The sequence below is a fragment of the Longicatena caecimuris genome (genome assembly GCF_018406465.1).
Lineage (GTDB): Bacteria > Bacillota_I > Bacilli_A > Erysipelotrichales > Erysipelotrichaceae > Longicatena > Longicatena caecimuris.
Genome location: NZ_AP024510.1, coordinates 1880898 through 1894396, shown reverse-complemented (window position 1 = coordinate 1894396; position 13499 = coordinate 1880898). Strand labels below are relative to the sequence as shown.

The 13499-nt window shown below is 38.6% G+C and carries 11 protein-coding genes; all 11 read left to right on the top strand.

The features are described 5' to 3' along the window. On the top strand, positions 1 to 639 hold the full coding sequence (gene pyrE / locus KJS44_RS08905; protein WP_008687805.1) for an orotate phosphoribosyltransferase: 639 nt from the start codon (positions 1 to 3) through the stop codon (positions 637 to 639). 102 nt (positions 640 to 741) lie between these two features. Further along, complete coding sequence (locus KJS44_RS08900) at positions 742 to 1818, top strand: carbamoyl phosphate synthase small subunit (protein WP_008687806.1); 1077 nt, start codon at positions 742 to 744, stop codon at positions 1816 to 1818. 1 nt (position 1819) lies between these two features. Continuing rightward, positions 1820 to 5032, top strand: coding sequence for a carbamoyl-phosphate synthase large subunit (gene carB / locus KJS44_RS08895; protein ID WP_008687808.1), 3213 nt, complete (start codon positions 1820 to 1822; stop codon positions 5030 to 5032). Positions 5033 to 5164: 132 nt separating this feature from the next. Beyond that, the gene (locus KJS44_RS08890) at positions 5165 to 5845 is read left to right on the top strand and encodes a DNA alkylation repair protein (RefSeq protein ID WP_008687809.1); all 681 of its coding nucleotides are present in this window, start codon (positions 5165 to 5167) and stop codon (positions 5843 to 5845) included. Positions 5846 to 5878: 33 nt separating this feature from the next. Next, a complete protein-coding gene (locus KJS44_RS08885) occupies positions 5879 to 6088 on the top strand; it encodes a hypothetical protein (RefSeq protein ID WP_008687811.1) in 210 nt (69 codons plus the stop codon). 229 nt (positions 6089 to 6317) lie between these two features. Then, positions 6318 to 7088 (top strand): protein-ADP-ribose hydrolase, encoded by a 771-nt coding sequence (locus KJS44_RS08880; protein ID WP_008687812.1) that lies wholly within the window; start codon positions 6318 to 6320, stop codon positions 7086 to 7088. After that, entirely contained in the window at positions 7036 to 7917 is an 882-nt protein-coding gene (locus KJS44_RS08875) for an SIR2 family NAD-dependent protein deacylase (RefSeq protein ID WP_008687816.1), read from the top strand. The genes KJS44_RS08880 and KJS44_RS08875 overlap by 53 nt, the downstream gene beginning before the upstream one ends. 68 nt (positions 7918 to 7985) lie before the next feature. Beyond that, positions 7986 to 9452, top strand: coding sequence for a S41 family peptidase (locus KJS44_RS08870; protein WP_008687822.1), 1467 nt, complete (start codon positions 7986 to 7988; stop codon positions 9450 to 9452). 105 nt (positions 9453 to 9557) lie between these two features. Beyond that, complete coding sequence (locus tag KJS44_RS08865; protein WP_008687824.1) at positions 9558 to 10181, top strand: DUF47 domain-containing protein; 624 nt, start codon at positions 9558 to 9560, stop codon at positions 10179 to 10181. Between the two features lie 841 nt (positions 10182 to 11022). Continuing rightward, positions 11023 to 12468, top strand: a complete 1446-nt coding sequence (gene ltrA / locus KJS44_RS08860; protein ID WP_008686908.1) for a group II intron reverse transcriptase/maturase — start codon at positions 11023 to 11025, stop codon at positions 12466 to 12468. Positions 12469 to 12672: 204 nt separating this feature from the next. Further along, positions 12673 to 13449, top strand: a complete 777-nt coding sequence (locus KJS44_RS08855) for a CpsB/CapC family capsule biosynthesis tyrosine phosphatase (protein WP_008687826.1) — start codon at positions 12673 to 12675, stop codon at positions 13447 to 13449. The last annotated feature ends 50 nt before the right edge of the window (positions 13450 to 13499 follow it).

The window sequence follows — 13499 nt, the reverse complement described above, 5'->3', positions numbered from 1 at the left end:
ATGAGCATAGAAAAAACAGTTGCGAAAAACCTGTTAGATATTAAGGCAGTATCCTTACAGCCAAATGATCCATTCACTTGGGCAAGCGGTATTAAAAGTCCCATCTACTGTGACAACCGTTTGGTATTATCCTTTCCTGAAAAACGCAGTGTCGTTGTGCAGGGCTTTGTCGAGTTGATTCAGAAAGAATACAGTGAAGCAGAAGTCATCGTTGGTACAGCTACTGCCGGTATTCCTTGGGGTGCAATGGTTGCGGATAAGATGGAAAAACCATTTGGCTACGTACGTAGTTCCAATAAGACACATGGCAAAGGAAATAAGATCGAAGGAAAGATCGAAAAAGGTGCGAAAGTCGTTGTTGTGGAAGATTTAATTTCTACCGGTGGTTCCGTAAAGGATGTCATCTTATCTTTGCGTGAAGCAGGTGCTGAGGTATTGGGCGTTGTGGCTATCTTTACCTATCTGTTACCAGCAAGCAGTGAATTGTTTGATTCTATCGCATGCAGCTTTAAGACATTAAGTAACTACGATGTCTTGATTGATGTAGCTTTAGAAAATGCGTACATCAAGGAAAATGATCTTGAAAAATTAAAAGCATGGAAAAAAGATCCAAAAGATGAATCTTGGATGAAGAAGTAAAGCAAAGGGGCATAGCACTATTTGATAGCGTCTATGCCTTTTTGGTGGAAAAAAGAAATGTAAGTCCTTACATGTAAGGCAAGCAAACAGGAGGATACGGTTATGCAAAAACGAAAATTAATTTTAGAAGATGGCAGTGTCTATGAAGGGATCGCCTTTGGTGATGATACTTATCAGGTCGGTGAACTTGTGTTTAATACCGGAATGAGCGGTTATCAGGAGGTATTGAGTGACTTATCCTATTGCGGACAAATCGTTTTGATGACCTATCCGCTCATTGGAAATTATGGCATCAATCGAGATGATTTTGAAAGTTTGGATCCCGCTGTCTTTGGCTTTGTGGTCAGAGAATACTGTGAAACACCTAGCAATTTTCGCGGGGATATGAGCTTAGATACCTTTTTAAAACAAAAACATATTCCAGGCATTGCCGGTGTGGATACCAGAGCAATCACTCGCAAACTGCGCAACAGTGGAACGATGCGGGCCATTTTGGCAGATTCAGATGCGAATGTTGAGGAAACGGTAAAGATGTTAAAAGCAACACCGTATCTGCATGATCAAGTGGCGCGTGTATCCACGCAAAAACCTTTTCCGATTCCATCACGAGGGAAAAAGGTCGTATTGTTGGATTTTGGTGCTAAGCATGGCATCATTCGTGAATTATCAAAACGTCATTGTGATTTGATCGTTATGCCATACGATACAAGTGCAGAAGCCATCTTAGCCTTGCATCCGGATGGGGTAATGCTCAGCAATGGTCCTGGTGATCCTAAGGATATGCAAGTTGCGATACAGACCATACGAGAATTGATGGGAAAGGTCGTCATCTTTGGAATTTGTTTAGGACATCAGCTGATTGCCTTAGCCTGTGGAGCCAATACCGTGAAGTTGAAATTCGGACATCGTGGTTGTAATCATCCGGTCATGAATTTAGCAACCGGCAAAGTTGAAATGACATCACAGAATCATGGCTATGCAGTAGAAGCGGAAAGTTTGGAAAATAGCGAACTGGTGATGAGTCATCAAGCCTTAAATGATAAAAGTGTGGAAGGTGTGCGTCATCAGCGCTATCCGATCTTCAGTGTACAATATCATCCGGAAGCTGCTCCCGGACCGGAAGACAGCAATTATTTATTCGACCAATTTATGGAACTGATGGAAAAGGAGCGTGTGTAATATGCCAAAGCGTACAGATATTAAAAAAATCATGGTGATTGGTTCTGGTCCAATCGTCATTGGCCAGGCGGCGGAATTTGATTATGCCGGTTCTCAGGCATGCCAATCTTTAAAAGAAGAAGGTTATGAAGTCATTTTGATCAATTCTAATCCGGCAACGATCATGACAGATACCGCGATTGCCGATCGTGTATACATGGAACCTTTGACCGTAGAATTTGCCAGCCGCATCATTTATAAGGAACGTCCTGATGCTATCTTAGGAAGCTTGGGTGGACAGACTGGTTTGAATCTGGTGGTAGAGCTAGCCAATTCAGGAATTCTGGATGCATATGGTGTAGAAATCTTAGGTACTGATTTAACAGCTATCAACCAGGCGGAAGATCGTGAATTATTCCGTGAATTGATGTATGAAATCAAAGAACCGGTACCGGAAAGTGCCATTGTTCATACCGTAGAAGAAGCACTTGCCTTTGCCCAAACGATTGGCTATCCGCTTGTTGTACGTCCTGCCTATACCTTAGGAGGAACCGGTGGTGGCTTTGTGGATACAGAAGAAGAACTACGTATCATCACCGAAAATGGTTTAAAACTTTCTCCGGTACAGCAATGCTTAATTGAACGTAGTATTGCCGGCTTTAAGGAAATCGAATATGAGGTCATGCGGGATGCGCATGATAATGCCATCGTCGTCTGCAATATGGAAAATATCGATCCGGTGGGGATACATACAGGAGATTCAATGGTCGTAGCACCGGTACAGACATTGAGTGATCGTGAGCATCAGATGCTGCGTAATGCCAGTTTAAAGATTATTCGCGCTTTAAAGATCTGCGGTGGCTGTAATGTGCAGTTAGCTTTGGATCCTGCATCTTTTAAATATTACATCATTGAAGTAAATCCTCGTGTATCACGTTCCAGTGCGCTGGCTTCAAAAGCAACCGGTTATCCGATTGCCAAAATCGCAGCGAAAATTGCGGTAGGTCTTACCTTAGATGAAATCATCAATCCAATTACCAATACCAGCTATGCTTGTTTTGAACCGGCGTTAGATTATGTTGTCACGAAACTGCCACGTTTTCCTTTTGATAAATTCCCTCATGCCGATCGTCGTTTAGGTACCCAGATGAAGGCAACCGGGGAAGTTATGGCAATTGGAAGATGTTTTGAAGAAAGCTTCTTAAAGGCGATACGCTCACTGGAAATGAAATGTGATCATATCGAAAATAAAGAAAGCAAAGAAAAAGCAAAGGAAGAGTTGTGGAATAGCATTGCGATAAAAGATGATCAGCGCATGTTTGGTATTGCCGAATTGTTGCGAAGAAAAGAAAGCTTGTCACGCATTCATGATATTACCAAGATCGATACCTTCTTCTTAGAAAAATTTGCCCACATCATCGCCTTAGAAGAACGCATGAAACAACATCCAAAGGACACTCAAATCTTATGGGAAATTAAACGCTGTGGCTTTGCGGATAGTTTTATAGCTCGTAGTTGGGGAATGGAAGAAAAAGCTGTTTATAACTTACGTAAACAACATGGCATTTGTCCGGTGTATAAGATGGTAGATACATGCGCTGCGGAATTTGCGAGTGCTACACCATATTTTTATTCCACGTATGAAGAAGAAAATGAATCTATACGCAGTGATCGTCAAAAAATCATCGTGTTAGGCAGTGGACCGATTCGTATCGGACAGGGTGTTGAATTTGATTATGCGACGGTTCATTGTGTCATGACCTTGCGTGAATGTGGTTATGAAGCCATCGTTATCAACAACAATCCGGAAACAGTATCCACCGATTTCTCTATCTCTGATAAATTGTATTTTGAACCATTAACCATTGAGGATGTCATGCATGTAGTTGATTTAGAACAGCCTTTAGGGGTTATTGTCCAATTTGGTGGGCAGACGGCTATCAACTTAGCCGATCAGCTCGTAAAACGCGGGGTAAAGATTTTAGGTACGTCCTTAGAAAACATCGATCGTGCCGAAGATCGACATGCATTTGAAAAAATGCTGCATAAGCTGAATATTCCACAGCCAACCGGGGAAACCGCCGTGACGGTTGAAGAAGCCTTAGTCATTGCGAATAAGATCGGTTATCCGGTGTTGGTACGTCCAAGTTATGTGCTTGGCGGCCGTGCTATGGAAATCGTGCATAACGATGCTGATTTAAAGATATATATGGCAACGGCGGTAAAAGAAATCAGCCACGATGCGCCTATCTTGGTAGATAAATATATTGTGGGAAAAGAAATGGAAATTGATGCTATCTGTGATGGTGAGCAGGTGTATATTCCCGGTATCATGGAGCATATCGAACGTGCCGGCATCCACTCCGGGGATTCCATTTCGGTATATCCAGCGCAAACCGTTTCGCAAAAGGTGAAAGATACGATCGTGGATTATGCGATTCGTATCGGTAAAGGTTTCCATTTTATTGGTTTATATAATATTCAATTCATCATTGATAAAGCGGAACAGGTATATGTCCTCGAAGTGAATCCACGCTCTTCTCGTACCGTACCATTCTTATCTAAGATTACCGGGGTTCCAATGAGTCATGTGGCAACACGCTGTGCACTTGGTCATTCTTTAAAAGAACAGGGCTATGCAGAAGGCATACGACCACAAAGTCAACGCGTCTTTGTCAAAGCACCGGTCTTCTCTTTTGCTAAGCTGCGCAGTGTTGATACCGTATTAGGTCCGGAAATGAAATCCACCGGTGAAGCCTTGGGAGGAGATGTAACACTGGAAAAAGCCTTATATAAAGCATTGTTGGCAAGCGGCGTGAAGATTCCTACACATGGCAATCTCTTATTGACCATCGCCGATGAGGACAAAGAAGAAGGACTTTTGATAGCCAAACGCTTCTCTGCTATCGGATATGGCATACTGGCAACCAAAGGAACAGCTGATTACTTACAAGCACATGGTTTATATGTGAAAACCGTGCAGAAAATTGATGCGCATGAGGAAGCCATGGAGAATGTGTTAGATGTCATTCGTAAAGGTCATGTCAATTATGTCATCAATACCATGTCACAAAAGAAAGAAGTGACTATGGATGGCTTCTTGATACGCCGTGTAGCAGCCGAAAACAGTGTGAGCTGTTTTACTAGCTTCGATACTGCCAATGCGATGTTGAAGGTGTTAGAATCGATGAATTTTACCACGATTTCAATGAATGAATTAGCCGATGCATGTTGATGCAGATGGTAAATGTAAATAAGGGAACATAGGAAGTGTAGTGAATAGCTATGCTTCTTTTTTTATCTGATAGTTGTCTTATGCAAAAGATATGTTTACAATAAAGAAAAGATAACGATAGGAGGGTGAAAGATGAGCAAGAAGGATTTCATAGAATCAGTTTTTTTAGCATTAGATCCTAGTGTTTCCGCAAAAGAAATACAAAAAGCAGCAAACGTTTCCTATCAGAAACTTCCTAAGGATGATAAAGCATTTCTTGCCTTGTGTGAAAAATTATTAGAGGTCACACCAACTTATATAAAATACATATCGCTTTGGATCAAAAGACGCAAGCTATATGATTTTTCTTATTTTGTTGTTTATGAGCAATGGCTCAAGACGTATGTGGATGGCTGGGCATGGTGTGATCAATTTTGTTATCGCGTTTTAAATCCCATGTTGGAACAGCATTACACGCAAGTAAAAGAGCATGTTTTCGCATGGTGTCATGATGCGAATGTCTTGGTAAATCGTGCCGCTATTGTATGTTTGCTTTACTCCGGAGATGAATTTGCGATTCATTTGCCACTGGCTTTTGTATACGCAGTAATTGATGAGGTGGAACATAAAGAAAACAGGTATATACGTATGGCAATCGGATGGATATTGAAATATGCATACTTAAAAGACAGGGATTCGCTAATCTCTTATGTTCAACAACATAGCTTTGATACTACCGTATTAAGTAGGGTAAAGGAGAAAATGTGTGATGAAGATAAATTAAGAATAGCAGGGAATGTACATCATCATGCAGTTAAAACAAAAGAAGATTGAAAGTATTTTACTTTTAAATTGAAAAGAGTTAGCATGAAAGAAATTTCTGAAATCGTAAGACAATTCAAAGAAATCGTACAGGCAACTTTGGATGGTAATGCGAAGAAGGTTGCATTAGAATATGGACATGATAAAGAAATACCTTTTTACAATACAAGAATAACGTCGAATGGTGCGAAGTGCGAAATAGTTTATCTTGCGTGGTTACATTATGTTGTCTTTATACAAGAAATCGCTATGTGATAAAGCGTAAAATGAATCTAGAAAAGATAGATTATGTGTTTTTGCCCAAATCAAGAAAAGAACCATATAGATGATCGTAAAGAGGTACTATTGATTGTATTATTAAACGTATTGTACATATATGTTGATTCTTATATTGATTTGTTTAGAACGGCGAACTTATAAACTGCTTGCTTTGCAAATTCTATGAAACGCGTTATGATTACATAAAGAAAGGCAAGGTGGTCATATGCAAGAACATCTACAATGGCTTATCACATATTTATTAGAGGAAAATGAAGCTTACAGGGACATTTCCATACCGCAACAGGAAGAAGAATGTTTCCAACTATATCGCTCGTTAGTGAATGTAAGAGAACCGAAACCGGTGTCTAATGCTTATTTATGCCATGAAAAGGCAGTATTAGAAGCAATAAAACACCAAAAAGGTATCGTTACCATAGCACAAATGCAGGCTTTTGATAAGAATCTTCACTTATGGAAAGGTGATATCACAAGAATACAAGCAGATGCGATCGTGAATGCTGCAAATGCACAATTGTTAGGATGTTTTCAACCTTGTCATGGTTGTATTGATAATGCTATTCATACTTTTGCAGGTATAGAATTACGTCAGGAGTGTGCTGTTATCATGCGAAAACAAGGGCATGAAGAGCCAGTAGGAAAAGCTAAGATAACTAAAGGATATCATCTTCCGGCAACCTATGTATTGCATACGGTAGGTCCTATCGTATATGGGCAAGTCACAGATACGCAGAAGCAACAACTGGCAGATTGTTATCGCTCTTGTCTTAGCTTAGCACAACAATATCATCTGACTTCGGTTGCCTTTTGTTGCATATCTACCGGGGTTTTCCATTTTCCTAATGAAGAAGCTGCCGCTATTGCTATTCATACGGTGAAAACCTATTTACAAGAAACCAATTATGAAATGAAGGTGATCTTTAATGTATTCAAAGACGAAGACGAACGCATTTATCAAACCTATCTCCAACATTGAAAAGCTGCATGCGCTGTTACAAGAGGCAGATGCAATCTTAATAGGTGCCGGAGCTGGCTTATCTACCGCAGCCGGTTTGCGTTATGATGGTGAACGGTTTTATCGTTATTTTCAAGACTTTATAGATGCTTATCATTTTACTAATATGTATGAAGCAGGGTTTTATCCTTTCGCGACATTGGAAGAATATTGGGGATATTGGAGCCGACATATTTATCATAATCGCTATGCTGCTCAGGTAAATACGGTCTATGCAGATCTGTTATCCCTTGTCAAAGATAAGAATTATTTTGTCATTACGACGAATGTGGATCATCAGTTTCAATTGCATGGATTTGCGAAAGAACGTTTATTTTATACCCAAGGCGATTATGGCTTGTTGCAATGTTCACACAATTGTCATGCCAAGACGTATGATAATGAGAAAGTGATACGGCAGATGGTTATGCAGCAAAAAAAGCGTTGCATTCCCAAAGAATTGATTCCTTATTGTCCCTATTGCCATGCTCCTATGACAGTAAATCTACGCTATGATGCTAATTTTTGTGAGGATGCAGGTTGGCATGCCGCACAAAAACGATATCAGCAATTTCTCAAGCAGCATAAAGATGATCACATTGTATATTTAGAATTAGGAGTAGGGAATAATACTCCGGGCATCATTAAATATCCTTTTTGGCAATTCGTTCATGAAAATCCACAGGCATATTATGTTATCATCAACCAATTGGAAGCATATTGTCCCATGCAGTTGGCAAAACAATCACTCGTAATTGAAAAGGATATTGCGTCTGTGTTAAAAGAAATAAAACCATACGTTCAAACATAGGGAAGAACAATTTGTTGATCAAGGTATAAAAAGGCTATAGATATGGAATAAAAAGGAGTAGGAAAACGATGAGAAAATTATGGGTCTGTTTATGTTGTGTGTTATGCTTGAGTGCCTGCACAGCGAAAGTAAAAGATGAAAAAGTACCCCAGGTGTTGCAGGAGTATAAGAAATATGTCAATGCAGCGCATGCACAAATTATCCCAAATCCGATACAAACCGATGCTTTTTCACCATATGCCAATAGCAGTGAAGCGTATTATCGAGCAATGGATTATGTCATTGCACATGGGGCAAAAACGAATGGTGAAGAAAGTGTGACACAGCAAGAAGCCCTACAGGATGTAGAAGATGTTTTCTTTACTTTGAAGGCATTGTATGGGAAATATCCTATATATGGAGATGCGCGCTTCCAAGAAGCAAAGCAAATGGTAGATAAACAGATAAAGACATATGCAAAAATTAAGAAAACGAAGTTAGGTGAAGTATTAAGAAAACAACTTTCTTTTATTGAAGATGTCCATTTTCAAATTGATTTTGAACCTTTGCATGAAAGCTATACCACGTATAGCGAACAAGGGGTACACTATCAAAAAAAGGCTTATGTGAAAAAGAAGGATGGTTATTATGATCAATCCAATCAAAAACGTATTGTGCAAATCCATAAGGATGCAGATCTTGCGACGTATTTAAAGCCTGTCTTGCATAAGGATGGCAGCATTTCTTATCAACTGTTTTATCGAAGCAGAAAAAACATTACGCACTTATCCATGCGCTATGCAGATGGAAGTGAGCGTAAGGTAGCTATGGAAAAAGTGGAACAGATGAAGCGTAGTGAGGATATTCTTACAGAAAAAATCGTGCAAGGTATTCCTTATCTGCATATTACAAAAATGATATATCCCAGAGCCAGTGATACGTATGCACAATATGCCGAAACTTTTTTAGCAAGGGCAGCGCAATTCTCCCAAAAACCGCTTGCCATTTTAGATTTACGGGGCAATCCTGGTGGTAATGCAATGTTGAGTTATGCGTGGTCGCATAGTTATGCCAAACAGCGCTTAAGTGGTTATGGAGCACGAATGCTGCGGCTGCCATTGCATGAACAAAAGTTCAAACAGCTGATGGATGAGAAAACCGATCAATCCTTAGCATCTTTATTAGAAGATGGCAATTATCAGAAACATGATAATTTATTATATATTGAAAAGCCTTATATGGGAAAAAAGCTGATCAAGAATAAAAGTATATTATTGGTTTTGCAAGATGAAACCAGCGCATCGGCCAGTGAAATGCTGATGGATGAATTGCATACAATGGAAAATGTAATCTTTATTGGAATGCCGAGTGCAGGGGCAATTAGTGGCAGTGCAATGTCAAGCTTTTATTTAGATAAAAGTGGTTTGCAAATCATGTTTGGAAATTTATATGGGGATTTTCCTGAAACGTATGCCAGTGAATATCAGGGGATTGCTCCGGATATTTGGGTTCAGGGAAAAGATGTATTGAAATATGTGAAAGAACTTTTGAAATAGTACAAATTTTGAGGGAATCAGATTGTATAGTATATGCGTTTATGATAGAATATTCTAAGATTTCCTTTCATTAGGAAATGGGGATAGATAAAGAGGTATATGAGAATGATCAAAAAGAAAAAGTACAACTATTTTCAGGCATATCAACTGATGACAGAATGTGCTTATCAGGCGGCTTTTGAATTGATGAAGATGATGAAAGACTACCAACCGAATGCCATTGATGTACATTTGCAGAAAATGCATCGCATTGAGCATGAGGCTGATTTACGTCGTCATGAAATTATGACCGTATTAGCAAAAGATTCGCGCCCTCCTATGGATCGCGAAGATATTGTGGCATTAAGTAATGCGTTGGATGATATGGTGGATATGGTGGAAGATGTTTCTATCGGCCTTTATATCTATAATGTAAAAGAAGTGCAAGAAGCAGCAATGGCATATGGGAAGGTTATTGTGATGTGCTGTGATGCGGTTCGTGAAATGATGAAGGAATTTGAAAAAATTCAGTACAACAACAATATTATGGATTGTATCAAGCGGGTAAATCATCTAGAAGGGCAAGGCGATACTTTGTTCGCCAAAGCGACTAGAGAATTGTTTAGCGATGTCCTTGATCCAGTAGAAGTGATTCGTTGGAAATCTATTTATGATCGCATGGAATTAGCTTGTGATTCTTGTGAGAAAATTGGACATTTAGTAGAAAGTGTAGTTTTAAAACACGCATAATAAATTAACAAAACCAGTTTGATAGGATATGACATCATATCCTAAGCATGCTGGTTTTTTTGTAAAAGATAAACAATAATTTCCAAAAATTGAAAATAATATTTACAAGATGAGGTTTTAGGAGTATTATATCAATGGTTGTATACAATTAGTTATACCTTGTTGCATAGTGGTGATTTCTTAGGAAATCGCCTTTTTGTGCGACAGGCAGTCGCTATATTTCAACCATGTACAGGCATGGTTGAAATTCTTTCTTATTAGGGATTGTATTTACGATACGGAGTATAAACGAAATAAATGAATCCTAAAAAGATAGGTGTTACGTAGGTGAAAGTCCTACTCTGTTGAGTTCCAATGCAAGACAGAAAGTCTAAACTAATGCGGTTTCGTGAGAAATTGTATGAAGGAGTTATGGGTAACCGAGAGGCCCACAGACGGATTGGCAGGCCGAAATGTAAAGTGAACTATATAGGCGGCGGGAATACTTGGCGACCATGCGAAAAAATGGGAAGTCTATGTACTAATCTTCTTCAATGAATTGGATGAGAAGATAGGAGTATTAACGTGATGATAGTTGGCATGTCAGTAAGGATATAGCGATAACCCTGTGAGGACTCCATACTCGCAAAGGGTCTTATGATATAAGCGTAATGCGAAATTCATAAGACGTATGGAGTAGTCAGACAAGCTTGTAGTAGCGGAGTAGGTCAAGAAACCAAAGCTTGACTGAATGTGAAGAGGCTTGACCTTATGCGACTTAACTAAATTTCACACAATGGCAATGGTCACGATACTGAGGTATAGACGAACCAGATGTGTGGGGAAGGAGGAAAAGAGTTTTATGAACGAACCACTAAAATTTAAGTGGCATTCTTTATATGGTCAAATGCTGAGAGACAGGAAACTGAGGGAGGCATGGAAACAGGTAAAGACTAATAAAGGAAGCGGAGGGATAGATGGGGAGACCATTGCGGAATTCGATAAAAAGTCGGAAGAAAGAATCCTTGAAATCCTAGAAAAACTTAAAACAAAAACGTATACACCAGCACCTGTAAGAAGAGTGTATATACCTAAGAAGAGTGGAGGTAAAAGACCACTTGGAATACCTGTGATAGAAGATAGAATCATACAACAGACCCTAGTGAATATACTAAGTCCAAAGTTTGAGAATGGAATCTTTCATAAATGTTCCTGTGGATACAGACCCAATTATGGTATGGAGAAAGTAATGCAGTTGATACTGTGGAATATAGAAAAAGGAAGAAATTATATCTATGACTGTGATATAAAAGGATTCTTTGATAATATCCCACATAAACAGTTAATGCGCGTATTGAATAAATATATCGCAGATGGTACAGTGCTGAACCTCATATGGAAATGGCTGAAGGCAGGATATATGGAAGAAGGAAAATATCTTGAAACAAATAGTGGCACACCACAGGGAGGAGTAATCTCTCCATTACTGGCAAACATCTATTTGAATGAACTGGACTGGGAACTGGCGAAAGCAGGAATCTACTTTGTAAGATATGCCGATGATTTTCTACTGTTTGCGGAAAGTGAAGAGAAAATCATAGAGGCAGGAGAACTGGCGCAAAAAGTAATCCAAGAATTAGGCTTGGAAATAGCCATGAACAAGACAAAGATAGTAGATTTTCATGATGACGATTTTACTTTCGTAGGATTTGATTTTCAACATTGGAGAAATAGAAAGAAAGATGGGAAACCATACTTTTTAGTAACACCAACGGAAAAGTCATTGAAAGATTTTAAAATGAAAATCAAAGAAAAGACAAAGAAAACATTGACGCTAAGTAAAGAAGAATGGGTCAAAAGAGTGAATTATGTAATCGTTGGTAAAGTAAACTATTATAAGACAGTGCAGAAAGCCATAAAACTGAATGAACAGGCAGGACAGGAAAGTCACTGTTATGTGAAAGGTTGTATTGGAAATCTTCATAAATTGGATGCATATATTAGGCAAAGATTAAGAGTATGCATGATACATAAACATCCAAACATACGCAAAGGATTTGCGAAAATAGGAGTCTGGAATATCGAATTCTTCTGTAAGATAGGATTGATACCCGCGGCATGGCATTATTACAAGGATATGTATCCAAGCTATACAATAGATGTGTATGTGAACAAACAACAGGAAAAGAACAAAGTCAGAAAAGAAAAATATATCAATAAATTAAAAGAACAGGGAATCAAATACTATACACAGGAGAGAATAAAGAAAATCGTAAATTCAGGAGTGAATCTACGATATAGTGGATAACATAAATAAGCATATTGGTAAGCCGTATGCCTTAGTAGGGCACGTACGGTTTGATAAGGGGCGGTAGTTTAATGACTATCGCCTACTTTCTTTTGTACTTTATTTGCATAAATCTATAGAATACACAATAAAAACGATACATTCAAAAAAGTATAACATAATAGATATCGCCACGATATTTTAAAGATATTAAAGGAGCACCCTATGAGATTTATTGATATACATAATCATATGTGTTGGGGGTTAGATGATGGTTCGCAATCACTGGAAGAAACCAATAAGTGTCTTCAGAGTTGTGTGAAAGAGCATATAGAACGCGTTATTTTTACACCACATTATTGTGAAAGAGAAGACACGGTAATGTCCATGACATTCATGAAACATCGTCTTCAAGAGTGTATTGATCTAGCAAAACAATATGGCATACAAGGATACTGTGGATGTGAATTTTTATTAAATACTGATTTTGCGAAAAGTTTGCCAAAAAAGCAAATGCTTACATTAGCAGGTTCAGATTATGTCTTATGTGAATTTTCATGCAGGAATGAACTTGGTGATGAGTTTATGGTGGAAGAACGACTATATGAACTGATACTTGCAGGATATGTTCCGATCATCGCACATATTGAACGTTATTTTCCCCAAAAGCTAGATATAGAAAGGATCCAAAGATGGGTGGAATTAGGGTGCTATTTGCAAATCAACGCATCAAGTATTTGTGGCTGTTTTGGTAAGACGTGTCAGAAACATGCTAAGAAGTTGTTACATAGAAATCTTTGTCACTTTATCGCATCAGATGCTCATCACGATGCAGGAAGAAGACAGATGATGTTTCAGGCAGCTTATAAAGAAGCTTTGAAGATTTGTGGTGAGGATGTATGTGATTGTTTATGTTATCGAAATCCTTTGCATGTTGTACATCATGAAGAATTGGAAACCGATCATTTCGGTCATAAAAAAAGTCGCTTTTTTCATTTATAGGAGTTATTAAGGTGTTTTTAATTGTAAAGACGATAATAAAAATATTTTGA

What these genes read in the sequence shown, in the direction of transcription:
- KJS44_RS08865 (WP_008687824.1), top strand. Translation starts at nt 9,558, where the DNA reads ATGATCAAAAAGAAAAAGTACAACTATTTTCAGGCATATCAACTGATG.
- pyrE (WP_008687805.1), top strand. Translation starts at nt 1, where the DNA reads ATGAGCATAGAAAAAACAGTTGCGAAAAACCTGTTAGATATTAAGGCA.
- KJS44_RS08880 (WP_008687812.1), top strand. Translation starts at nt 6,318, where the DNA reads ATGCAAGAACATCTACAATGGCTTATCACATATTTATTAGAGGAAAAT.
- carB (WP_008687808.1), top strand. Translation starts at nt 1,820, where the DNA reads ATGCCAAAGCGTACAGATATTAAAAAAATCATGGTGATTGGTTCTGGT.
- KJS44_RS08870 (WP_008687822.1), top strand. Translation starts at nt 7,986, where the DNA reads ATGAGAAAATTATGGGTCTGTTTATGTTGTGTGTTATGCTTGAGTGCC.
- KJS44_RS08855 (WP_008687826.1), top strand. Translation starts at nt 12,673, where the DNA reads ATGAGATTTATTGATATACATAATCATATGTGTTGGGGGTTAGATGAT.
- KJS44_RS08900 (WP_008687806.1), top strand. Translation starts at nt 742, where the DNA reads ATGCAAAAACGAAAATTAATTTTAGAAGATGGCAGTGTCTATGAAGGG.
- KJS44_RS08875 (WP_008687816.1), top strand. Translation starts at nt 7,036, where the DNA reads ATGTATTCAAAGACGAAGACGAACGCATTTATCAAACCTATCTCCAAC.
- KJS44_RS08890 (WP_008687809.1), top strand. Translation starts at nt 5,165, where the DNA reads ATGAGCAAGAAGGATTTCATAGAATCAGTTTTTTTAGCATTAGATCCT.
- KJS44_RS08885 (WP_008687811.1), top strand. Translation starts at nt 5,879, where the DNA reads ATGAAAGAAATTTCTGAAATCGTAAGACAATTCAAAGAAATCGTACAG.
- ltrA (WP_008686908.1), top strand. Translation starts at nt 11,023, where the DNA reads ATGAACGAACCACTAAAATTTAAGTGGCATTCTTTATATGGTCAAATG.